Source organism: Bacillus sp. FSL R5-0712 (assembly GCF_038593285.1).
In the GTDB taxonomy this organism is placed as follows: Bacteria; Bacillota; Bacilli; order Bacillales; family Bacillaceae; genus Bacillus; species Bacillus safensis.
Map to the genome: position 1 here is coordinate 3059218 of NZ_CP151981.1, position 23182 is coordinate 3082399.

27 protein-coding genes and 1 riboswitch are annotated in these 23182 nt (G+C 42.2%); of the genes, 10 read left to right on the forward strand and 17 right to left on the reverse strand.

The window, feature by feature from the left end:
• Positions 1-152 precede the first annotated feature (152 nt).
• Positions 153-261, reverse strand: a riboswitch (SAM riboswitch).
• 102 nt (positions 262-363) lie between these two features.
• The 9 genes from NSU11_RS15870 to NSU11_RS15910 all read right to left on the reverse strand — a co-directional run bounded on the left by NSU11_RS15870 (position 364) and on the right by NSU11_RS15910 (position 8358).
• The gene (locus tag NSU11_RS15870) at positions 364-705 is read right to left on the reverse strand and encodes an SCP2 sterol-binding domain-containing protein (RefSeq protein WP_024423403.1); all 342 of its coding nucleotides are present in this window, start codon (positions 703-705) and stop codon (positions 364-366) included.
• Between the two features lie 120 nt (positions 706-825).
• Positions 826-1128, reverse strand: coding sequence for a thioredoxin family protein (locus tag NSU11_RS15875; protein WP_024426005.1), 303 nt, complete (start codon positions 1126-1128; stop codon positions 826-828).
• A gap of 12 nt (positions 1129-1140) precedes the next feature.
• Positions 1141-1485 carry a toprim domain-containing protein gene (locus NSU11_RS15880; protein WP_024423404.1) on the reverse strand — a complete coding sequence of 115 codons (345 nt, stop codon included), beginning with the start codon at positions 1483-1485 and terminating at the stop codon, positions 1141-1143.
• A 131-nt stretch (positions 1486-1616) separates the two neighbouring features.
• Positions 1617-1853: a YusG family protein gene (locus tag NSU11_RS15885; RefSeq protein ID WP_024423405.1), complete on the reverse strand. Its 237-nt coding sequence runs from the start codon at positions 1851-1853 to the stop codon at positions 1617-1619.
• Between the two features lie 44 nt (positions 1854-1897).
• On the reverse strand, positions 1898-2281 hold the full coding sequence (gene gcvH / locus NSU11_RS15890) for a glycine cleavage system protein GcvH (RefSeq protein ID WP_008347039.1): 384 nt from the start codon (positions 2279-2281) through the stop codon (positions 1898-1900).
• 66 nt (positions 2282-2347) lie between these two features.
• Positions 2348-2704, reverse strand: a complete 357-nt coding sequence (locus NSU11_RS15895; protein WP_034623889.1) for an arsenate reductase family protein — start codon at positions 2702-2704, stop codon at positions 2348-2350.
• A gap of 282 nt (positions 2705-2986) precedes the next feature.
• Positions 2987-4768 carry an acyl-CoA dehydrogenase family protein gene (locus tag NSU11_RS15900; protein ID WP_025094137.1) on the reverse strand — a complete coding sequence of 594 codons (1782 nt, stop codon included), beginning with the start codon at positions 4766-4768 and terminating at the stop codon, positions 2987-2989.
• A 14-nt stretch (positions 4769-4782) separates the two neighbouring features.
• On the reverse strand, positions 4783-5958 hold the full coding sequence (locus NSU11_RS15905; RefSeq protein WP_024426007.1) for an acetyl-CoA C-acetyltransferase: 1176 nt from the start codon (positions 5956-5958) through the stop codon (positions 4783-4785).
• Between the two features lie 12 nt (positions 5959-5970).
• Positions 5971-8358: a 3-hydroxyacyl-CoA dehydrogenase/enoyl-CoA hydratase family protein gene (locus NSU11_RS15910; protein ID WP_056765828.1), complete on the reverse strand. Its 2388-nt coding sequence runs from the start codon at positions 8356-8358 to the stop codon at positions 5971-5973.
• A gap of 199 nt (positions 8359-8557) precedes the next feature.
• On the opposite strand from NSU11_RS15910, the gene NSU11_RS15915 reads away from it, so the two are divergent.
• Genes NSU11_RS15915 through NSU11_RS15925 form a run of 3 tightly spaced genes read left to right on the forward strand, consistent with a single transcriptional unit; the run spans position 8558 to position 9332 of the window.
• Positions 8558-8695 (forward strand): YuzL family protein, encoded by a 138-nt coding sequence (locus tag NSU11_RS15915; RefSeq protein WP_003212904.1) that lies wholly within the window; start codon positions 8558-8560, stop codon positions 8693-8695.
• A 44-nt stretch (positions 8696-8739) separates the two neighbouring features.
• Positions 8740-8973 carry a hypothetical protein gene (locus tag NSU11_RS15920; RefSeq protein ID WP_224426662.1) on the forward strand — a complete coding sequence of 78 codons (234 nt, stop codon included), beginning with the start codon at positions 8740-8742 and terminating at the stop codon, positions 8971-8973.
• Between the two features lie 11 nt (positions 8974-8984).
• Positions 8985-9332, forward strand: coding sequence for a spore coat protein (locus tag NSU11_RS15925; RefSeq protein WP_024423410.1), 348 nt, complete (start codon positions 8985-8987; stop codon positions 9330-9332).
• A gap of 216 nt (positions 9333-9548) precedes the next feature.
• On the opposite strand, the gene NSU11_RS15930 is transcribed toward NSU11_RS15925, so the two are convergent.
• The 3 genes from NSU11_RS15930 to NSU11_RS15940 form a co-directional block, all read right to left on the reverse strand.
• Positions 9549-9800, reverse strand: a complete 252-nt coding sequence (locus tag NSU11_RS15930) for a YusU family protein (protein ID WP_024423411.1) — start codon at positions 9798-9800, stop codon at positions 9549-9551.
• A gap of 71 nt (positions 9801-9871) precedes the next feature.
• The gene (locus NSU11_RS15935; protein ID WP_008347057.1) at positions 9872-10702 is read right to left on the reverse strand and encodes an ABC transporter ATP-binding protein; all 831 of its coding nucleotides are present in this window, start codon (positions 10700-10702) and stop codon (positions 9872-9874) included.
• A gap of 146 nt (positions 10703-10848) precedes the next feature.
• Positions 10849-11295 carry a YusW family protein gene (locus NSU11_RS15940; protein ID WP_025094132.1) on the reverse strand — a complete coding sequence of 149 codons (447 nt, stop codon included), beginning with the start codon at positions 11293-11295 and terminating at the stop codon, positions 10849-10851.
• A gap of 113 nt (positions 11296-11408) precedes the next feature.
• Between NSU11_RS15940 and NSU11_RS15945 the strand changes: the two genes are divergently transcribed.
• Positions 11409-12248, forward strand: a complete 840-nt coding sequence (locus NSU11_RS15945; protein ID WP_080652907.1) for an oxidoreductase — start codon at positions 11409-11411, stop codon at positions 12246-12248.
• Positions 12249-12294: 46 nt separating this feature from the next.
• Here the strand turns inward: NSU11_RS15945 and NSU11_RS15950 are convergent, their stop codons facing one another.
• Positions 12295-13695 (reverse strand): trypsin-like peptidase domain-containing protein, encoded by a 1401-nt coding sequence (locus NSU11_RS15950; protein WP_056765823.1) that lies wholly within the window; start codon positions 13693-13695, stop codon positions 12295-12297.
• 326 nt (positions 13696-14021) lie between these two features.
• Between NSU11_RS15950 and NSU11_RS15955 the strand changes: the two genes are divergently transcribed.
• Both NSU11_RS15955 and NSU11_RS15960 read left to right on the forward strand, forming a co-directional pair.
• The gene (locus tag NSU11_RS15955) at positions 14022-14699 is read left to right on the forward strand and encodes a response regulator transcription factor (RefSeq protein ID WP_342493670.1); all 678 of its coding nucleotides are present in this window, start codon (positions 14022-14024) and stop codon (positions 14697-14699) included.
• On the forward strand, positions 14696-16027 hold the full coding sequence (locus NSU11_RS15960; RefSeq protein ID WP_149126300.1) for a HAMP domain-containing sensor histidine kinase: 1332 nt from the start codon (positions 14696-14698) through the stop codon (positions 16025-16027). Before NSU11_RS15955 ends, NSU11_RS15960 begins: the two co-directional genes overlap by 4 nt.
• A 20-nt stretch (positions 16028-16047) precedes the next feature.
• Here NSU11_RS15960 and spxO read toward each other — a convergent pair whose 3' ends face one another.
• A complete protein-coding gene (gene spxO / locus NSU11_RS15965) occupies positions 16048-16212 on the reverse strand; it encodes an anti-adapter protein SpxO (RefSeq protein WP_003212782.1) in 165 nt (54 codons plus the stop codon).
• Between the two features lie 192 nt (positions 16213-16404).
• Here spxO and NSU11_RS15970 point away from each other — a divergent pair, with 192 nt between their 5' ends.
• Positions 16405-17283, forward strand: coding sequence for a TetR/AcrR family transcriptional regulator (locus NSU11_RS15970; RefSeq protein ID WP_024423417.1), 879 nt, complete (start codon positions 16405-16407; stop codon positions 17281-17283).
• A gap of 21 nt (positions 17284-17304) precedes the next feature.
• Here NSU11_RS15970 and NSU11_RS15975 read toward each other — a convergent pair whose 3' ends face one another.
• The 3 genes from NSU11_RS15975 to NSU11_RS15985 all read right to left on the reverse strand — a co-directional run bounded on the left by NSU11_RS15975 (position 17305) and on the right by NSU11_RS15985 (position 19416).
• Entirely contained in the window at positions 17305-17706 is a 402-nt protein-coding gene (locus tag NSU11_RS15975; RefSeq protein WP_073207364.1) for a hypothetical protein, read from the reverse strand.
• A 58-nt stretch (positions 17707-17764) separates the two neighbouring features.
• Entirely contained in the window at positions 17765-19159 is a 1395-nt protein-coding gene (gene fumC, locus NSU11_RS15980; protein ID WP_024423418.1) for a class II fumarate hydratase, read from the reverse strand.
• A gap of 89 nt (positions 19160-19248) precedes the next feature.
• On the reverse strand, positions 19249-19416 hold the full coding sequence (locus tag NSU11_RS15985) for a YvzF family protein (RefSeq protein WP_003213147.1): 168 nt from the start codon (positions 19414-19416) through the stop codon (positions 19249-19251).
• A gap of 112 nt (positions 19417-19528) precedes the next feature.
• On the opposite strand from NSU11_RS15985, the gene NSU11_RS15990 reads away from it, so the two are divergent.
• The 3 genes from NSU11_RS15990 to NSU11_RS16000 are packed head-to-tail and all read left to right on the forward strand — an operon-like array spanning position 19529 to position 23152.
• Positions 19529-20953, forward strand: coding sequence for a spore germination protein (locus tag NSU11_RS15990; protein WP_034623851.1), 1425 nt, complete (start codon positions 19529-19531; stop codon positions 20951-20953).
• Positions 20940-22034, forward strand: a complete 1095-nt coding sequence (locus NSU11_RS15995) for an endospore germination permease (RefSeq protein WP_024423420.1) — start codon at positions 20940-20942, stop codon at positions 22032-22034. Before NSU11_RS15990 ends, NSU11_RS15995 begins: the two co-directional genes overlap by 14 nt.
• Positions 22031-23152: a Ger(x)C family spore germination protein gene (locus NSU11_RS16000; RefSeq protein WP_024426014.1), complete on the forward strand. Its 1122-nt coding sequence runs from the start codon at positions 22031-22033 to the stop codon at positions 23150-23152. The genes NSU11_RS15995 and NSU11_RS16000 overlap by 4 nt, the downstream gene beginning before the upstream one ends.
• The last annotated feature ends 30 nt before the right edge of the window (positions 23153-23182 follow it).

Sequence of the window (23182 nt, forward strand, 5' to 3'; positions counted from 1 at the left end):
TCTGATCACCTGCTTTCTTGCTGAATCTATAGGTTTCCATCACATACGTTATTTATTCTTCTTTCTGTCATGACTCTAGCCTGGCGCCAGGTCAGTAAAAAAGACCTAACTGCAACGCAAGCAGAAAGGCCTTTTATGTCAATTACGCCTTTCTCTCATCTTTCAAAGCGCTGCGGCTTTGAGTGAATTGGCACCAATTTCAGCTATGCTGACGGTTGCCGGGTTTCATAGGGCACGTCCCTCCACCTCTCTTAATAAGAGAAAATATGTTGTTTTATGTGATGTTCATGTTTTTACTAACGTAGAATATCATGCTACCCGAGATATGTCAACGCTGTAAATCGCTAATTTCCAAGTAAACAACTACGTTATCATTTTTCGAAAAAAACCGTTCGTCAGCCAAAGCACTGCCTCTAGTCTAAGGAGCGCACGGAATGACCCTTTCACTTTGACTTGTCCTCTGCTGATTAACTGCTGTAAGGACATATCTCCATCTAATAATTGAAGAATTTCTTTCCTCTCACCATAAAAGATGAGATCCGATAACTCAATTGCAGGTAGTTTCTTCACTTCACCACGTTCATCCACAATCAATGTACAAGAGTCAGTTTCCGCCTCAAATGTAATCTTCAAGGATGATGATGAGAGCAGCGGCTTTAATAATAAACGCTGCCCTGTGTTACCATGGGCTTTCACATTTTCCACATGTATAACCTCCCTGTCATTTGGTTATACATAACATTTCTCTACAAACATCGGCTTGTCCTTTATAAATAACTCGACAAATTTTCAAATGAATTTCTTGAAATATGACAAAAAACCGCTTTATTTAGCGGTTTCAATCATTTCATGAAGATATGGAACTGAGTGAAAGGCATAGCCTTTTTGCACCAATTCACCTTTTTTAAACAGGAGAAAGCAAGGAACACTCTCAATTTCAAATGCTTTCGCAAAGCCTGGTGAATAGTTTAAATTGTTTTCGTAAAATGGTACATCCGGCTGCATGGCGTCTACAACTGCCAGCATTTTCTTTGCCAGCTGGCATGTTCCGCAAAACGGTGTATATAAGTATAAAAGAAATAAATCGTCCTCTATCTCCTTGAATTCGTGTTCTTCAATCTCTTTCATATACGTCCACCCTCATAAATATTTCGAATGAACATCAATGTTTGCAGCTAATAGGATAGATGCAATGTGGGCTGACGGTGAAGCGGCCACTTCGCGGTACGTTCTGTCGACAAAAAGATGAAGTGCTTCAGGGAATTCTTTTCGAAATTGCTTCCGCAGTTTGTCGCCTGCATCGTCACTGTCAGCTAATATGTAAACGTCTTTCCCCACTAAATCGTCCACAAGCTGATCCAACTTCGATGTACTGATCGTGCCATTGGTGCAAATGATGGTAACAGGTTCACTTATGACTTCTTTTAGCTTTTGTTTGTCTGTTTTACCTTCTACAATGATGACCTTTTCTATCTCGACATTCATCACGATCACCCGGCCCTTTTGACGTTGATTCACTTCTTCCTTAGATTACAATCTTTCATTCAGGTTGTAAAGATTGAGCGCCTCGTCATCAAAAAGACTGCAGCTTCTGTTCACTGCAGTCTCATCTGTGATTAGCACCAGCCATTTTCATCGTCACAGTCAACATATTTTTCTGTCCCATCGGTTAATGTATCCGTTAAACGATAAAAACGATTTTGATCATAGGAATATCCCGATTTCAGCTCATATTGGTTTTCACTAATCATCGTGCCAATCTCTTCATTTTGATGATAAAGCACCATGCCGCTTTCTTTGAATCGTCCAGTGACATGCTCTGTTATATCCACGTGTTCTTTTTGAAAAGACAAATTGGACACCCCCCATAAAGGTAGAGTGTCCAATTTCTCATGAATTAATCTTCTTTTGTCATTTCTTCGTATTGCTCAGCCGTCATTAAGTTCTCAATTTCAGAAGCATCAGCTGGTTCTACCACGATCATCCATGCTTTTTCGTATGGAGAGTCGTTGACGAATTCTGGGCTGTCATCCAGCTCATCGTTCACTTCAACGATTGTGCCATTGATCGGTGCATAAAGTTCAGAAACGGTTTTCACTGATTCTACACTTCCGAAAGGCTCGTCCGCTGTGATTTTGTCTCCTACTTCAGGAAGCTCAACGAACACGATATCGCCCAGCTCAGATTGAGCAAAATGCGTAATACCGATACGCACCTTATCTCCTTCTACTTTGACCCATTCATGTTCTTCTGAATAACGTAAATCTTTTGGTGTGCTCATTCAATACCCCTCCAGTCTTTTCTTACAATCTATATTGAAGATACCACAATCTGAATGAAAGTTACATCATTTCCAGACGCTTTTAAATGTATCTTCATTAAATCCTACCGTGACTCGTTTTCCGTCTGTTGTAATCGGACGCTTAATCAGCATTCCGTTAGACGCGAGTAATTCTAGCTGCTCGTCCTCTGACATTGCAGGAAGTTGATCTTTCAGCTGCAGCTCCCGGTATTTTTGTCCGCTTGTATTAAAGAATTTCTTCAGCTCTAAACCGCTTTTTTCGTAAAGGGCTTTTATTGTTTCTTTATCAGGCGTCTCTTCGACGATATGTATGCTGTTGATGTCTTTATTGTGTGCTTCCAGCCACTTTTTTGCTTTTCGGCATGTACCGCAAGATGGGTATTCGTAAAAATCTAAAGCCACCATTTTCACCTCCTGCAAATTGTGACAACATTTTATCACAAAATATTTTAAAAACCTAAATGTATGCTTACAAAAAGGTGCGGAGTAATATCCGCACCTTTCAGATTGTTGACAAAGGGCTAAAATGATCTTAATTTTAGCCCTTTGTCTTCTTTTCAGCGTGATAGAAAACCTTTGCAGTCTAGAAAGGACGAGCACCGGAGCGCAGAACTGACACCGAATGCGAGGGTTTGTCTGCACGCTGAAAGGTGCGGAGTGATATCCGCACCTTTTAAGCCATCCTTATACGATATATTTCTCTGCTTCAAAGATTCGTTTTGCCACTTCGCGCTTTTTGGCGATGACATTGATCGGCGTAAATCGTGTCAGCTTGCGAAGGGCTGACAGGCTCATGCGGAGTGAATCTCCTTCCTCCATCGCAATCAAGGATTCTTTTGCATGGGCTTCAATCTTTAAGAAAGCCTCCTGCGTGAAAATTTGTGTGTAAGCAAGCTTTTGTTCATTCTTTTCTGCCCCCGTTGCAGCGATTGCCTTTTCTGTACGCAGAATCGCTGATTCAGCAGCAAAAATTTCATTGACGATATCGGCTATGTTCACAAGAATTTCTTGCTCTTTGTCTAAGGCTTTCCCGTATTTCATGGCTGCCATACCAGCCACCATTAAGGCGATCTTTTTCGCATGGGCGAGCAAATATTTTTCTTGATCGAGCGGCTGATCGCCTGGCTCTTCCGGCATCATCATCATTAGCTCTTCCTGTAAGGTTTGCGCTTTTTGAAGCAGCGGAAGCTCTCCTTTCATCGCTTTCTTCAAGAATGTACCTGGTACAAGCAAACGGTTGATTTCGTTTGTCCCTTCAAAAATCCGGTTAATTCGTGAGTCGCGATAGGCTCTTTCGACCTCGTATTCTTGCATGAATCCATATCCGCCGTGAATCTGCACGCCTTCATCCACAATATAATCTAACGTTTCAGAGCCAAGCACTTTACAGAGAGAACATTCAATCGCATATTCCGCAATGGATTGGGCAATTTGTTTGCCGTCTTTTTGCTCTTCATCACTTAAGAGCCCCATCCGCTGTTCAAATAATCCAACCGTACGGTAAACAGCACTTTCCATCGCATAGAGCTTTGCTGACATATTGGCTGCTTTTTCACCAATTAAGCTGAATCGAGAAATTGGTGTTTTGAACTGCTTACGCTGGTTCGCATATTCTGCCGACAATTGAATGACGCGCTTTGATGCACCGATTGTGCCGACTGCCAGCTTATAGCGCCCAATATTCAAAATGTTAAACGCAATCACATGACCTCTGCCAGCTTCACCGAGCAAATTCTCCTTCGGTACTTGGGCATCTTCAAGAATCAATGTTCTTGTCGATGATCCTTTAATACCCATCTTTTTCTCTTCAGGCCCCGTTTTGACACCTGGAAAATCCTTTTCGACAATAAAAGCAGAGAAGTGTTCACCATCAATCTTCGCATACACAACAAAGACATCGGCAAATGCGGAGTTTGTGATCCACTGCTTTTCTCCATTGAGGACATAATGGGTACCTGCTTCATTCAGAACTGCCGTTGTTTTTGCTCCAAGAGCGTCAGAACCTGATCCCGGCTCAGTGAGTGCGTACGCCGCAATGGTTTCACCAGAGGCGAGTCCAGGCAGGTACGCTTCCTTTTGCGCTTGATTCCCGAAGAGCACAATCGGCAGAGAACCAATACCGACATGAGCACCATAGGAAAGTGAGAAACTTCCTGCTCTAGCGAATTTTTCAGTAATGATAGCTGAACTGATTTTATCTAATCCAAGCCCGCCGAATTCCTCAGGCACATCAGCTCCAAGCAGCCCAAGCTCACCAGCTTTTTTGAGAAGCCTGACCGAATGCTCGAACTCATGGTTTTCAATTTGATCAATATGCGGAACCACATCTTGTAAAATATAATCCTCTGTTGTTTTTCCAATCATTTGATGTTCATCAGAGAAATCCTCCGGTGTAAAAATATGCTCATAATTCGTCTCATCAATTAAAAAGCTTCCACCCTTTTTTACATCTTCCAATGCTTTCATCCTGATTTCCCCCTTTAGATCAATTCAAAAATGCCTGCTGCTCCCATGCCCCCGCCGATACACATTGTGACAATGCCAAATTGCTCGTTTCGCCGTTTCATTTCATGAATAAGTGACAGCGTTAGTTTCGTTCCTGTACAGCCGAGCGGATGTCCGAGCGCAATTGCCCCGCCATTGACATTCACCTTTTCCTCATCAATTCCTAAATGACGAATGACTTGAATTGCCTGCGAGGCAAACGCTTCGTTTAATTCAAACAGTCCAATATCCTTCAGCTCGAGTCCAGCGATTTTCAGCGCACGCGGAATGGCTTCAACCGGACCGATCCCCATCACTTCAGGCGGTACACCGCCAACAGCAAATGCTCTGAATTTAGCGAGCGGCTGAAGAGAAAGTGAGGATGCTTTCTCGCGGTCCATCATCATCACACACGCAGCCCCGTCACTTGTTTGAGACGAGTTCCCTGCGGTCACCGTGCCTTTTGTTGAGAAGGCTGGACGCAATGTGGAAAGAATCTCCTCCGTTGTGCCTGCTCTCACACCTTCATCCTGTGAGAACGTGAATTGATGCTCTTCTAATTGATATTGCTCACCTACCCGTCGCTCTGTTACATCAACAGGCACAATTTCATCTGAAAATTTCCCTTCTTGAAGTGCCTTTGCTGCCTTTTGATGACTCCTCACCGCAAAGGCGTCCTGATCTTGACGTGTGACCTGATACTTTTGCGCCACTTGCTCTGCCGTGTGCCCCATGCTCATGTAGTATTCAGGTGCTTGCTCTGCCAAGAGAGCATTTGGACGAATGGAATGCCCCATCATCGGCACCTGCGACATCGATTCGACTCCTCCGGCTAAAATCGTGTCTGCCTGCCCGAGCATAATACGTTCACCCGCATAAGCGATAGATTGAAGACCAGACGAGCAGTAACGGTTTATGGTGATGGCAGGTACCGTATAAGGCAATCCCGCTAATGCCCCAATATTCCGCGCCACATTTAACCCCTGCTCTGCTTCTGGCGTTGCACAGCCAATGATCAAATCATCTATTTGACCGTCGTATTCACCGGCACGCTTTAACGTTTCTTTTACACATAATGCGCCCATATCATCAGGCCGGACATGTTTTAACGATCCTTTTTTCGCCTTCCCTACTGGTGTTCTTGCGCCAGCGACAATGACTGCTTCTCTCATTTTGACTCCCCCTTAGTTACGTAAAGGTTTTCCTTTGACGAGCATGTGCTGCATACGTGCCTGTGATTTCACTTCTCCTACAAGACTTAAAAAGGCTTCTCTTTCAAGCTCTAATAAGTATTGCTCCTCTACCTCTGTTCCAAATGGCAGTTTCCCGCCGGAAATGACATGAGCTAATTTTTTTACAATGGTCATGTCATGTTCTGAAATGTATCCTGACAGTCTCATATTTTCAGCAGCCAAAATCATTGCTGCATAGCCTGTTTCTCCCATGACCGGCACCTTTTGCTTGAGCGGCGCACGATAACCGGCTTCATCAAGAGAGAGCACCAGTTGTTTTGCATCATAGATCAGGTGATCGCCGTTCATACTGATCCCGTCACTCACGCGGAGCATGTTCATATCCCGCGCATCCTCAGCTGAAGTCGATACTTTTGCCATTGCAATTGTTTCAAATGTTTTCAGCGTGGCATCCTGTATAGCCGTCTGCGACGGCTTCGCTGATCCTTGCAGGTGACGAAGATATAACTCTTTGTTTCCGCCGCCTCCTGGAATCAGTCCAACTCCCGCTTCCACAAGTCCCATGTAAGTTTCGCTGGACGCCTGAATAGCTGCTGCCGGCAGACAAACTTCTGTTCCGCCTCCTAATGTCATCCCAAATGGGGCGGCTACGACTGGGCGATTGCTATATTTCACCTTCATCATTGCCTGCTGGAAGCGTCTGATCACAAAGTCAATTTCAAAGAAATTGTCGTCCTGTGCTTCCATTAAAATCAGGGCAAGGTTTGCGCCAACACAGAAGTTCTTCCCTTGGTTTCCGATGACAAGCCCTTTATAATTCTTTTCCGTCTCATCAACAGCGCGATTGATCATATCAATGACATCTAGTCCAATGGCATTGCTTTTAGAGTGAAATTCGAGCAAGGCGACATCATCACCAATATCGATCAGGCTCGCACCAGAATTTTTGAAGATGACGTCGTGTTTCTTTTTCAATCTAGCTAAAGATATATGTTTGTCGTTTCCTTTTTCCTGTTCATAAGCCCCGTTATGATAAAACGCTCGCTCTCCATCAGCATTCTCTTGATAGAATGTCTCGTGTCCTTTTGACAGCATGTCTTGCACCCATGCTGGAATACTGCGGCCTTCTGCTTCCATGCGTTCGGCGGCTTTTTTGACACCTATTGCATCCCACAGCTCAAATGGGCCGTGCTGCCAGCCGAATCCCCATTTCATGGCGTTATCGATAGACTGAATATCATCCGCAATTTCACCTTTTAGATGAGCTGAATAAAGAAGTACGGGCGCTGTCATATTCCAAAGTAGTTGCCCTGCACGGCCATCCTGATAAATAAGCGCTTTCAACTTTGCTTTTGCACCCTTTTGCTGTTTCGCCATTTCAATGCCTGGATCTTTTAGCTTTGTGCGTTCACCATATGTGAGCGTCACTGGGTCAAGCTCTAAAATGACCTTCCCATTTTTTTGATAAAAACCTTGGCCTGCCTTGCTGCCAATCCATCCTTTTTCGAGCATTCTTTCAATAAACTCAGGCAGCTGGAAAATCTCTTTTTCCTTTCCTTCTACCTGTTCATATACGTTTCGTGCCACATGAGAAAACGTGTCGAGTCCCACTACATCCAGTGTACGGAAGGTCGCACTTTTCGGTCTTCCAATGAGAGGTCCTGTGACAGAATCCACTTCTCCGATCGTGTATTTGTTCTCAAGCATTTCACGCACTGTGACAAGAAGTCCATAAGTGCCAATGCGGTTTGCAATAAAGTTCGGCGTGTCCTTTGCTTCAACCACACCTTTGCCGAGTACATCCTCGCCAAATGTTTTCATAAATGACAGTACTTCTGGATCGGTTTCTTGAATAGGAATGATTTCTAAGAGCTTTAAATAACGAGCTGGGTTAAAAAAATGTGTGCCTAAAAAATGGCGTTTAAAATCATCTGATCGGCCTTCTGCCATTTTTTCAACTGAAATACCGGATGTATTGCTTGATACGATGCTTCCTTCTTTGCGGTGTTCGTCGATGAGAGAGAATACGTGCTTTTTGATGCTGAGCTTTTCAGTGACGACTTCAATGATCCAGTCAGCATCGTGTAATAAGGAAAGGTGGTCTGTGAGATTTCCCGGTGTGATGTATGATAGGTTTTTTGCTGAAGTAAGAGGTGCTGGCTTTTGCTTTAACAATTTTTTCATCGCTTCTTGACTTAATCGATTCCGAACACTAGGGTGATCAAGCGTCCGCTTTTTCGCCGTTTCTTCCTTTGTCAGTTCATTTGGCACAATATCTAGCAGTGTAACTGGTATCCCAATATTGGCTAAATGTGCAGCAATGCCTGAGCCCATGACACCTGAACCAATGACAGCCGCCTTGCGAATATGTTTGCCCATAAATATCCCCCTAAACATTTTGAATGAACAGTCATTCATTTTTTGTCCAAAAAAAAGCAATGCCTCTTTCTTTATCTTAAAAGATTTTCCGAAACAGTTCAATAGCAGATTTCAAAAATTTACACATTCTCGTGTGCCTTATTTTGCGGCGTATGAATTAAAGATGAGAGGGAATTGTAAGAATGGAGGTGATGTCCACATGTCTCGTTTGAAGAAAAACCCATCGAAAGCAGGCGTTAGTGCTGCAAGTGTAAAAGGAAACGCAGGTCCATCACAGGAAGCAGACCTAGGCGGGAAAAAAACCAGTCAAAATCAGCAATATAAAAAGAATCAGTAAGGAAACAAATTCGTAAGGAGGAACACAAGTTGAACAATCAGCAAATGAATATGCCCCCAGAAGTCATTTCAGTGAAGGATTCCTTGTACTTAGAGGATATGCTCAACTGGAACTTGATCGCCATGAAAAAGGCTCATTTTATGGCCGAGCATTGCCAGGACCAAACATTGAAACAAGAATTAAATCAAGTTGGGCAAATGCATCATCAGCATTACACACAAATTCTTCAGCATTTAGGCAGCTCAGGGCAAGGCCAGTCTACTGGCTTTATGCAATAGGAGGAAAAAACATGGAACAGCAAAACCAACAAAAAATCGGGAATCCACAAACTCCGGTTCCCACAACAACCAACATGAACGATCGTGATTTTGTCACAGATCTCTTGTCGACTGAAAAATATATGACAAGTGGATACAACACAGCGCTCAATGAATTCAGTCATGAATCTCTTTATCAGGATATTCAGCGAATTGCACTGGAAACACAGAAAACACAAAGACATTTATATGATGTCATGTTCCGATATGGCTGGTATTCTGTTGAAGCCGCTGATCAGCAAAAGCTCCAGCAGGCACACCAGAAATTCCAGCAAACACTGACAGATCAATCTCCGTACGGTTCATCACAAATGTCATAAGAAAAAAACTGCCAGTCTAGAGCTGGCAGTCAATTGTTGATAAAGGGCTAAAATGATTTTTATTTTAGCCCTTTGTCTTCTTTTCAGCGTGATAGAAAACCTTTGCAGTCTAGGAAGAACGGCTACTTTTGCGGAGCGAATTGAACATTCGTGAGCACCAGCGCACAGGACTGACAAAGAATGCGAGGGTTTGTCTACACGCTGCTGGCAGTTTTTTTAACGGTCTTTATTGGCGCGGTGAGCTTCGTTCAACTGTTTGATTCGTTGAATCGTGTGTTTGATTTCTTCTTTTGCTTCTGGATACGTTTCATTGAAATGCTTTGCTAGCGGCGGCATGCTTTTTGCGATATGGGAGTAGATCACCCATTGTTTCACATCTTGTTTCAGCTCGTCTGTTGATTCACCGAGCAGCAGCTCTGTATATTTATCAAGCAAGCCTTCCAGCTTTTCATCTAATTCATTTCCCATTGATATTCCGCTCCTTTTTCAGAAAAAAGCCTGACTCTGTGAGACACAGATGTCAGGCTTTTGACATACGATTATCTTGCAGCAAGAAACGTTTCAGCTTGCGCTTGCTGCACAATACAGCGTCCTCTACCGTGCGGAATACATAATGGTGTTCCAAATAAAGGATCTGTTGTCACTTGGCAATTCATATCAAAGACATTTTTCACGAGATCACAATTAATTACGGTTTCTGGTCTGCCTTCTGCATAGATTGACTTGTCTTTAATCGCGACAAGATGATGAGCATATCTGCATGCGAGATTGAGATCATGAAGAACCATCACTATCGTGCGCTGCTCTTTCTCATTTAAATCAAACAGAAGGTCCAAAATTTCGATTTGATGCGTCATATCTAAATATGTCGTCGGCTCATCTAACAAAATAATATCGGTCTCTTGGGCCAGCGTCATCGCAATCCATGCACGCTGCCTTTGTCCACCTGATAATGAATCAACGGTCCGATCAGCAAGATCTTCCATCTTTGTTGACTTCAATGCGCGGTTCACAGCTTCTTCATCTTGCTTCGACCACTGCTTCAGCCAATTTTGATAAGGATATCTGCCTTGCTTCACTAACTGATGCACGGTTAATCCTTCTGGCGCTTCTGGTCCTTGTGGAAGAATGGCGAGCTGTTTCGCTACTTCTTTTGTTGGTAATTTTGCAATGGAATGACCTTCAAGCAGGACAGAACCACCCATTGGCTTCATGAGTCGAGCCAAAGAGCGCAGTAGCGTGGATTTACCACATCCATTACTGCCAATAAATACTGTGATTTCACCCTTAGGGATTGATACATTTAGTTCATCGATGATCATTGTTTCTCCGTAGCCTAAGCTTAAACCTTCAGTAGAAATGGCACTCATTCCGCTCAAACGCTCCTTTTCTCATCCAAATTTTTATATGAAATATCGTCTATGTACAGACGTAAAAGATCACTTATCTCAATTTAGTGTATCAGATTTAAGTGATCTTGAAAATCATTTTCAATTAAAAAATGAGAAAGTCTCGTTTATTTCTTCCTTTGGAATGTACGTTTGGTCCCATCCTCGAGCTTTAAATCGATCTGAATCCGCTGATAATCATCATCTAAATTAAAAGCAGTTAATAGTTCATTTACATACGCTTCATTGATCTTTGCACTAGGAATCGACATATCATTCAGCTTCATCTTCATCTCGCGCAAAGCTTCTTCTCCTTCATAGCGGGCTCCATTCATATGGTCACGAATGATTGCTTCCTCTTTGCCTCTTGCCTGACGGTAGGTCGCTTCGTATAATTCGTTTTTCTGTCCATATTGGACAAGCAGATGCACATGCTGAAATGGCAGTTCCTTCATTTGAACAGCTGACAGACTTTCTGCTTCTGCTTCATGTGTTTGTTGTAACGGTTCAACTGATTGACAGCCGGACAGCATAAAGAGCAGCACTCCTATTCGTCCCGCCTTCTTCCAACACATCATGTGTTTCCTCCTATTTCACAGCATCGCTTTTTATTCTTCTCCAGGCTCCTTTTTGTTATTCAATAAAACAGCCCACTATGATAAATTGAAACAAAAAGGAGGACCGGATGATGAAAAGAACAGCCATTGTAACTGGTGCCAATAGCGGCTTTGGCAAGCTCATCACGATGTGTCTCGCCAAGCGGGGCTATACAGTGATTGCCGGCGTCAGACAGGAAACCAATGCCAAAAAGCTCGCTGAAGAAATCGAGGAAGCCTCTTTATCTGGCATGATACATATTGAAGCGTTAGATGTGACCGATACGCAGTCGATTCAAGCATTTCAGAAGAAGCTTCATGCTTATGCACCCATTACACTGCTTGTGAACAATGCGGGAACAGCCTTTGCTGGTTTTGCGGAGGAGGTTCCTGTCGATACATACCGCCAGCAATTTGAAGTGAATGTCTTCGGTGTGATGGAAATGACCCAAGCCGTGCTGCCGTTTATGACGAGTGGTGCAAAGATTTTCAATATGAGCAGTATCAGCGGATTAATGGGAATGCCTGCACTTTCTCCATATGTATCATCTAAGTTTGCGTTGGAAGGCTATACAGAAAGCTTGCGGATTGAACTGGCTTCGTTCGGTATACAGGCGGCCTTGATCGAGCCGGGCTCTTTCCAGACGAATATTTGGAACACTTCCATGAACGAACAAATGATTCAGCCAGCAGAAGGATCGAAATACACAAAACTCTATCAAAAGATGATGGCCCATATTGATGCCCAGAAATCCAACTATGGAGATCCTCGTGAAGTAGCAGAGCTTGTTGTACGTTTAGCAGAAAAGAGACGGCTGAAACGGCTGAGATATCTTGTTGGAAAAGGTGTACGACTTTCATTCACAGCAAAGCAGCTTCTGCCGTGGAACATGTGGGAACAGATCATACTACGTACACTTTCAAAAAAATAAGCACAAAAAAACAGGTGGACATGTTGACATCCACCTGTTTTTTCATTTATTCGCTATCTGACTGTCCAAGGGTAATATCTAGATTTTTATTCTTTCCTTCACGGATGACAGTCATTGTAGTTTTATCGCCGACTTTTGTTTCTTTGTAAAGAATTTCTTTCAGCTGAGAGCTGTTCACTACGTCTTTTCCTTTGAACTTAATGATGACATCTCCAGATTTCAGGCCTGCTTTTTGAGCAGGTGAACCTTTTGAAACATCCTTTACGTAAATGCCTTTGCCGATTTGTTTATCAAATAAGCCGAGCGTATTTTCCTGATACGTCTCAGGCACTTGCTCAAGGTCAATCATTTGTACGCCAAGGTATGGACGTTCGACTTTTCCATTTTTCAACAGCTCATCTACAATCGGTTTGACATCGTTACTTGGGATCGCAAATCCGAGTGATTCCACACCGCTTTCGCTGATTTTCAAGCTGTTAATGCCAATGACTTGACCATCTGTATTGATCAGTGGCCCCCCGCTGTTTCCTGGGTTAATCGCTGCATCTGTTTGCAGTACATTCATCTCCACCGTACCAGATGACGTATTTGCTTCTACGGTACGATCAAGACCACTAATGATTCCTTCTGTCACAGTACCTGAGAACTGTGCACCGAGCGGATTCCCAATGGCAATGACTTTATCTCCAGCACGAAGCTTAGAAGAATCACCAAAGCTTGCCACTTTATCAATGCCGTCTGCGTTCATTTCAACAACGGCTAAGTCGGTCATGACATCACTGCCGACAAGCTTTGCGTCTTTTGTTTTTCCATCATAAAGGGTGACCTTGATTTTATTGGCCCCTTCGACAACGTGGTTATTTGTAATAATGTACGCTTTTTTTCCATCTTTTTTGAAGATGACACCAGAGCCTGTTCCAGCTTCAGCTTCTGTTTGATCACCGCTCAAGCCAAACGAGTTTTGTGTAGATTGATAGTTTGAGACCCCAACAATAGTGGGCTCTAAATCTTCTACCATATCAGCCACATTTGTGGCATTTGTGATTTGTTTTGTCGAGAAATTATCTGAGGCTGCCGGCTCGCTTGATGCGGTCTGCGTTTGCGTGTTGGCAGCTGTATCCTGTGACTGCGGCAAAAGCGGTGTAATGCCAAGTACAAGACCCCCGCCAATAATTCCTCCAAGAATTGGGCTGAGCCATGCCGCCTTCCGCTTTTTCTCTTTTTTCGACGCACGGTCATCCACCATTTGAGGAGAATGCTTTGTCACACTCTCCTGCGAGGCAGATGCTTCATTTTCATGCTGGTGAAAAACGAGTTCCTTCTCTTTTTCTGGTGCGTCTATTTGTTTCTCATTCTCTTGATGGGTATCTTTTTGATGATTCATTTCATTGTCTTGATTTTCTGGATGATTCATCTTATTCTCTTCATCTTCTCTTCGGAAATCCATCGCTTGCACTCCTTTACATCATGTTTCATTCATATGTCTAGATAGGACTCAGGTCCTCTTAATGGAAAGATCATTGAAAAATACTTTATGGCAATATGTCAAATTATATAATACTTATTCATAGAAAAAAAGCAAGGTGCGCACATTGATGAAAAGCACCTATTCATCCGCCTTTTGTCTATGCCCTTTTTTCCCTTGACCTTATCATAATCAAACATTATGGGATAATGATGAGAAGAATATGTGAAATTGTGAAAAAAGCGTGTGATTGTTGACATGCCGCCTTCGTATCCCGTTATAATGACGTTGAGAGGATGTGGAAGACTTTGTCGTACACCATTTATTTAGTTGAAGATGAACAAAATTTAAATGAACTGTTAACCAAATATTTAGAGAGTGAAGATTGGAATGTCTCCTCTTTTTTAACCGGAGAAGCGGCACGCGAGGCCATAAACAAGCCGCCGCATCTATGGATTTTAGATATCATGCTGCCTGATACAGACGGCTATACCCTCATAAAAGAAATTAAAGCCGCATCACCTGACGTACCGGTCATTTTCATTTCAGCACGTGATGCAGATATCGACCGTGTCCTCGGTTTAGAGCTGGGAAGCAGTGATTATATTGCAAAGCCGTTTCTTCCTCGTGAGCTGATCATTCGGGTTCAAAAGCTGCTGGAGCTTATGTATAAAAACAGCGATACCCCGCAGCAGCAAAGCGTCACTTCAGTTTCTTCTTATGTCATTCATGAGGATGTAAGAGAGGTCTATGAAGAGGGGCAGCTCATTAACTTAACTTCTAAGGAATTTGACTTGCTGCTTTTATTTACACATCACCAGGGACATGCTTTTTCTCGTGAAGATATCCTCGTCAAGATTTGGGGACACGATTACTTCGGGACAGATCGTGTGGTGGATGACCTTGTTAGACGGCTGCGTAAAAAAATGCCCGACTTAAAGGTCGAGACCATCTATGGATTTGGCTATAGGATGCTGAAAGGATGAAGAACAAACCGCTCGCTTTTCAAATTTGGGCTGTGATCTCTGGCATTTTGCTCACCATTTCCATTGTCCTGATTATTCTATTTTCCAATACATTACGTGACTTCTTTACAAATGAAATTTATAAAAATATCGAAAATGAACAGCAAGTGCTGACAGAATATCCATTGAACCGAGACGGCTCGCCAAAGTCGACACCGGAAAACCGCTCCGTGCAGCACATTTTGATCCCGTCAGATGAATTAGATCAAATGGCGCAGTTTTTTCCGCATGCTTTTATTGAGAAAATCCAATCGTTTGTGAAAAAACAAAAAAGCGCAACGAAACGGTATTCTGAAGAGGTGAACGGCCAGCATATCTTTTTTGTCATCAAAAAAGTATCATCAGGCAATACACAATATATTCTTCTGTCCTATGCACCAGACTCTTATCGAGATGACCTGTCCTTTACGCTGTTTAAACAGCTGATCTTTATCTTAGGCACTGTTATTTTACTAAGCTGGATTCCATCGATTTGGCTTGCCCGCTATCTATCCCGACCAATCGTTGCGTTTGAAAAGCACGTCAAACGCATTGCACAAGAGGACTGGGACGATCCTGTCATCGTTGACCGGCAAGATGAAATTGGCAAACTTGGTCATACCATTGAAGAAATGAGAAAAAAACTCATTCAAAAAGATGAAACAGAACGGACACTTTTGCAGAATATTTCACATGACTTAAAAACACCTGTCATGGTCATCCGCGGCTACACGCAGTCCATTAAAGATGGTATTTTTCCTAAAGGAGATCTTGAACAAACGGTGGAAGTCATTGAAGGTGAAGCGGAAAAGCTTGAGAAGAAAATCAAGGATCTGCTGTACTTAACAAAGCTTGATTATTTATCTAAACAACATCCCGCACATTCTTCCTTCCTACTCAGTAATACGATGCTGGAAGTGGTCGACCGAATACGCTGGTCGAAAAATGAATTGCAGTGGAACGTGGACTTAGATGATGAGGCTGCTCTTGAAGGCGATCCAGAACAATGGAGCAAATTATTTGAGAATGTACTAGAAAATCAACTTCGCTACGCAAAAAGTAAGATTGATATTCAGATGAAACAAGAAGAGGATCAAATCCGCATTATCATTCGTAATGACGGTCCTCCAATTGAAGAACATATGCTGTCCAACCTATACGAACCTTTTAGTAAGGGAAAAAAGGGCGAATTCGGTATTGGATTAAGCATTGTCAAAAGAATTCTTTCAATGCATCAAGCGTCCATATCTATTGAAAATGATGATCTAGGTGTACGTTATACAATCATGGTTCCTAAGAAGAGACTGTAGGTTTTTGACCGCAGTCTTTTTTAAATGAATGAATACCCATTGAAATCACGGTATGTGGCTTTGATCTTTTTGCCAGCTTGATACATCCATTTCTTTTCAATGGTTGTCTCTTTCGGCATTTTGACTTTTTCTACTTGAATCCCTTTTGTTCGCAAGCGTCTAATCATATCATCGATTTCTCTCATGGAACATCATCCTTTCACATATTTTGACCAGTTGGTCACCTTACTTTATAATATAAAGAATTACACTGTAAAAAACAAGTTACAATCTGATTAATTTTTGAAAACTTTCGTCGTTTATGACCAATAAGTCACATCTCTTTGCGCACGTTTCCTAAGACATTTGTCTCTCGGTAAGAAAGGATGACATTCATATTGAAAAAGAAAGAAAAAATGATCATTGAGGCTGGCATGAAATTATTTGCCAGCAAAGGCTACAACACAACGTCTGTTCAGGAAATTGCGGATGAATGCCACATGTCAAAGGGTGCTTTTTATCTTTATTTTAAATCAAAGGAAGCATTGCTCATTTCGATCCTTCATTACTATTACGATAAGGTATTTACCCGGATTCATGAGGTTCAAACAGAGGGCGGCACACCAAAAGAAGCCTACCGCAAACAGCTCACTGTCTATTACGATAATATTTTGCAGCAAAAGGATTTTATTAAAATGCAGCTGAGCGATCGAGCGCTTCCTATGACTCAAGAAACGCAGCAGCTCGCAAAACAAATTAGGCTTGCGACGATTCAGCTTCATATCGATAATATTAAACAAGTGTATGGAGACGCTGCCATTCCTTATATGGCTGATTTATGTTTGACGATTGAGGGCATGAGCCACGTTTATTTCGAGCTTGCGATTTTATATGATTTTCAGCTGGAAGCAGAAGAGCTTGCCACAACCATGATTCACCGTATCGATGATTTGATGGGCGGTATGATGAAGCGAAATGATCTTCCTCTCATTTCTGTAGATCAAGCGAGCGATTGGTTTGGTCCGATTTATGAAAGGTCATTCGATCCGCTCACAGAATCTCTTTTACAGGAATTAAGAGAGATGGCTGAAGCACACTATGAAGTGAAAGACGAGCCTGAATTATTTGAAGCACTTGGCATTCTGGAAAATGAATTAAACAAACAAAAACCAAGACAAGTCATCGTGAAAGGCATGCTGTACCAATTGAAATTATATGCACCGCTTCAAACCAACTCCGAATCTCTTTTGCGCATTTTGAAAGAGGATCATTTGTAAAACCCAGGGGATTCCCTGGGTTTATTGTTGTGATAAAAAATCAAAATCCTTATGTGTCAGTTCAGGAAGTTTGCTGGCTTGAACTCTATTTAGTAAGTCATCTACATATCTTTGAACAGCAAGCATGTCACAAGGAAAATCAAATTCAAATTCTTCCTCTATCGACAGTGTGTCCATACAATACGAACAGGTTGGTTTAAAGCCAAGCATATCATTATTGAAACTTAGAACATCTTCATACGACTCTTCTGACAGCTCAAAATGAGAAATCAAAAATATATCAATATGATTCCCACCCTCAGGCCGTCTTTGATCAATGTATAACAAAAAAGCTGACTCCTCCGTATCTTGGGACATTACTTGAAAGAATTCAACATCACGTGTCCGCAACCATCTAATAAACCTTGTCTTTAATGTTCTCACAAGTATTCACCTCAAATATCTTCCCACATAAAAACCAGGGGCAGCCGCCCCTGGTTTCTTATTTTGCTTTCGGTGTCACCATTTCCTCTGGTTTCACAAATTGCTCGAACTGCTCTTCTGTTAACAGCTCTAATTGAAGTGCTGCTTCTTTTAGTGTTAATCCTTCTTTGTGCGCAAGCTTCGCAATTTTCGCTGCATTTTCATATCCAATGTGCGGGTTTAGTGCCGTCACAAGCATCAATGAATTGTTTAAGTTTTTCTCAATCGTTTCAAGGTTTGGTTCGATTCCAACTGCACACTTGTCATGGAATGAGTTCATGCCGTCAGCAAGCAGTTCAACTGATTGCAGGAAGTTATAAATGATGACTGGCTTAAATACGTTCAGCTCAAAGTTTCCTTGGCTTGCCGCAAAACCGATTGTGGCATCATTCCCCATGATTTGTGCTGCAATCATGGTTAAAGCTTCACTTTGGGTTGGGTTGACTTTTCCTGGCATAATGGAGCTTCCAGGCTCATTTTCAGGAATGATCAATTCACCAATTCCGCAGCGAGGACCACTTGCAAGCCATCTCACATCATTGGCAATTTTCATTAAATCAGCTGCAAGTGCTTTTAAAGCACCGTGTGCATACGTAATTTCATCATGGCTTGTCAGCGCATGGAATTTGTTTGGTGAAGAATTAAATGTTTGACCTGTCAGCTGGCTGATTTCCTCAGCAACATATTGACCGAACTCAGGATGTGCGTTAATGCCTGTACCAACAGCCGTTCCGCCAATGGCCAATTCTCTCATTTTTTCAGTTGATTCTAGAATCATTTCTTTTGAACGGTCCAGCATGTATACCCAGCCGCTAATCTCTTGGCCAACTGTCAGCGGTGTTGCATCCTGCAGGTGCGTACGGCCGATTTTCACAATCTCTTGATACGCTTTTGCTTTCTCATCAAGAGTTGTTCTTAACTGGTCAATAGCAGGCAATAATTTTTTGTACACAGCTAAAACAGCTGCCACGTGCATAGCCGTTGGGAATGTATCATTTGAGCTTTGGCTGCGGTTAACGTCATCATTCGGATGAATGCTGAACTCGCTATTTTTATCTTTCAAGTAAGCAGTTGCTCTGTTTGCAACGACTTCGTTCATGTTCATGTTACTTTGTGTTCCACTGCCTGTCTGCCAAACAACAAGCGGGAAATGCTCGTCATACTTTCCGCTGATGATGTCATCACATACAGCAGCAATAGCTTCTGCTTTTTCGCTTTCAAGGTTGCCAAGACGTTCGTTCGCAATCGCTGTGCTACGTTTCAAAATTGCAAACGCATTCACAACTTCCTTTGGCATTTTCTCAGAACCGATTTTGAAATTTTCTTTGCTTCGTTGTGTTTGTGCACCCCAGAACTTGTCCTTCGGCACTTTGATTTCGCCCATTGTGTCTTTTTCGATTCTAAATTCCGTCATTATGTATCCCTCCATAGCTTCTCATCACTCAACTCTATTCTATACAAAAAACGAAAATCCTTTAAGCGTTTTCAATTAAAATTTTATCTTTATTTTAATTTTAGTTCAATATAAACGCGAACATCCTTCGAATATTTGTATTTTGGGTTCGTTTTTCCGTAATCCTTTGATGTATATGTCACCTCATAATGCTTGTCAAACGACTGTAGAATACGGTCGATCTCCTCTTTTGTTCCTGCTAAACGAATTTGTGCCATCTTGTTTCCTCCAAAACCCTCATTCTTTCTTTTACCACAAAATAATGTAACACAGAATATTGTTTTTTCAAGCAGGTAATGCTAAGAAAAAGATTTGAGGCGGGTGATCCGAATGAATCAAACTCCATTAAAAGAGCACTTATACGATAATCTCTCCGTCCTCCTTCCACAATTAAAGGAAATGGACGATTTGGTCCATGAGAAAAAAACGCTGCCTCACGGACAGGTGGTTTACTATTTATACATAAAAGAAATGAACGAAAAGATGGAGATTCAAACCTTTTTAAAGCTGCTTCTCCAAGATCATACGTCACTCACAAAAGAGAAGCTGGAATCCAATTTATCGATGATGACCACCCGTTCGGTGAAGACCACCGAGGAATTGGTCGATGCGATTTTTGATGGGCATTGTGTTGTTCTGATTAACGGATTTCAGCATGCGTATATTTTAGAAACGCATGGAACAAAGAAACGCAGTATAGGGGATGCTACCTCTGAAACAGTTGTGAGAGGACCGAAAATTGGCTTTATTGAAGATTTAGATACGAACTTAGCTCTTGTAAGACAGCGCTTGAAAAACCCCGATCTTAAAACCGTCGACATGAAGATTGGTCAAAAAAAGTACACCAAAGTGACCATCATGTACATTGACGGTATGGCTCAATCATCTGTTTTAAAAGAAGTGAAAAAACGGCTCAAGCAAGTCACTATTGATGATATACAAGATTCCGGTGTTCTTGAGGAACTGATTGAGGACAATGTGTACTCTCCTTTCCCGCAAATACAAAACACAGAACGTCCGGATAAAGTGGCATCTGCTTTAAATAATGGACGTGTCGCCATTTTTGTTGACCATTCACCTTTTGTGTTAATTGTACCTGCTTCTCTCGCGACGATTATGCAATCACCCGATGATTATTATGAAAGGTGGATCGCTGCCTCTCTCATTCGGATGCTGCGGTTTACCTCTATTTTTCTGACATTATTTTTATCAGCCATTTATATTGCGCTTGTGTCCTTCCATCAAGGGCTTTTACCAACAACTCTTGCTATTTCAATCTCAAGCACTAGAGAAAATGTCCCCTTTCCGCCTATTGTGGAGGCACTAATCATGGAGATAACGATTGAGCTGCTGCGGGAAGCAGGTTTAAGGCTGCCAAATCCGCTCGGGCAAACGATTGGACTTGTAGGCGGAGTTGTCATCGGGCAGGCGGCCGTTCAGGCTCATATTGTGAGCTCGATCATGGTGATTATCGTCAGTGTGATTGCCCTCGCATCATTCACTGTCCCGCAATATGGGATGGGCATGTCGTTCCGCGTGCTCCGGTTTGTGTCCATGTTTACAGCAGCTACCTTTGGTTTATATGGGATTGTGCTGTTCATGCTCGTTCTCCTTACTCATTTAACACGGCAAAAAAGTTTTGGGACGCCTTATTTCTCACCAGATTTTGTGTTCAGCTATAAAAACGAAGACAATTCCATCATTCGATTGCCTTTAAAAAATCAAAAGAAAGGAGAACGATATGGTCAATCATAAAGAGTCGATCACCAGCTATCAGGCAAGTGCCATCATTGCCAATACAACATTAGGTGCAAGTATGATGATTCTGCCAAGAGCAATGGCTCAGGCTGCAGCTACACCTGACGGCTGGATTGCGCTCTTACTCATGAGTGGCATTTACATTGTATTTATTTTTGCGAATGTCCTTATGATGAAAAAAGTCCCCTTCTCCTCTTACTATGATTATACGAACGAGGGGCTTGGCAAGTGGATCGGTGCCCTTGCTAACCTGCTCATTATTATTTATTTTCTCGGCGTTGCCAGCTATGAAGTGCGGGCTATGTCGGAAATGGTGAAGTTCTTTTTGCTTCAAAACACTCCTGTAGCGGTGACAATGATCAGCTTTATTTTGGTCGGTCTTTATCTTGTCGTCGGCGGGATTGGTGATTTTGCCAGACTGTGCCCTTTTTTCCTCATTGTCACCCTGATTATCTTATTTATTGCTTACGGACTCAGTGTTCAAGAGTTTAAGTTAGATAACCTCCGGCCTGTTTTAGGCGAGGGCTTCTCACCTGTCTTCAAATCCTTTAATGCATCAGCCATTTCGTTTGTCGGCATTGAAATGATGCTGTTTATGCCTGTCTATATGAACACGCAAAAACACACCTTTGCTTATGGCGCAATCGGCTTTTTGATTCCTGCGATCATTTATATATTCACCTATATTCTTGTCGTTGGTGCGTTCACTGTGAAAGAAACTGCGACGTTGACTTGGCCGACGATTGCTTTATTTCAATCGTTCGATATACAGGGGATCTTTATTGAGCGGATTGAATCTTTTTTGCTTATCGTTTGGCTTGTTCAGCTTTATACGAGCTTTGTAGGATATACGTTTTTTGCTGCAATGGGGGTATCCAAACTAACAAAATTACCCAAAAAAGTCGTACTCACGTTGATGGGAATTGTCATCTACTTTGCCGCCGTTTTCCCAAAGGATGTTGATACAGTGCGTGATTATTTAACCTATGTGAACAATTTATTTTTCCTTTTATTCGGCATTCTCCCGTTTCTCTTATTTATCATCGTGTTTTTTAAAAGGAGGCGGAAAGCGGCATGAAAAAGAAAGCGGTTTTTGCATTAATGACCCTTTTTCTATTAAGTGGATGCTGGGATAGTACCAATATTGAGGAACTCAACATGGCGATTGGTTATGGCTTAGATAAAGGAGATGACGGTCATAAGCTTAAAATATCAATGCAAGTCCTTGTTCCTCAAAAAATTGAACAAGAATCCAGCGTAAAAGACCCAACAAAGATTATAGAAACTAGTGGTGATTCCGTACATCAAATATTCCGAACAACGACGCTCAAAAGTCACCGGATTTTCGCCCAGCAGCTGAGGGTGTATTTATTTTCTGAGGAACTCATCAATGAGAATAATTTCGACCTCGTCATTAATCAATTCATTCGCGACAATGAAACGAGGAGAGGAAGCCTCGTCTTTATGACCTCAGAAAAGCCTGGGGACTTGCTGAAAATCAATGACGCTGGTCAGCCAGCTTCTTCTACATTATATGATCTTTCTGCGAATACAAAGTCGACCATACGTATGTTCAAGCCCGTTTCATTAGGAGATATTTCTTCTGCTATGCAAAACAACGTATCTTTTGCTGTTCCGAAAGTCGGTGTGGATCAAGGGAAATTAATACTCGACGGAGCCTCTATTATTAAGAACAGACGATTTCTCACCAGCATCTCTCCGTTAGCCGTGCAGTCATACAACCTGTTGACTGGGGACGGAAAAGGCGGAGTGATTGAATTTGAATATGATCACAGCATCTATTCGTTTGAGATTTTTAAACTGAAACACAACATTGAAACGAATAAAACAGCGAGCGGAAAATATCAATTTAATGTGTCAGTGGCGCTTGAAGGAAGGTTGTCTGAGGATTGGAATGAGCGGGAAAATGCATTTAATGAAAAGTATCTCCAAGAGATTGAAGGTGTCGTGGAGCGTCGAATAGAGAAAAACGTAAAAGATTTCATTGGAGAATTACAGCATGAGATCAAAGCAGATATTTGCGGGTTTTCTCAAAAAGCGAGTATTGCGTATCCGAAGGACTTTCGAAAAGAAGCGAAGCATTGGGATGAAATTTTTAGTGAATCGGACATTCGTTACAAGGCAAATGTGAAAATCCGTGACTTCGGGACTAAGGGCGCAACACAATCTTTATAGAGTGTGTTAAAATGGTAAGAAAAAAAGGGT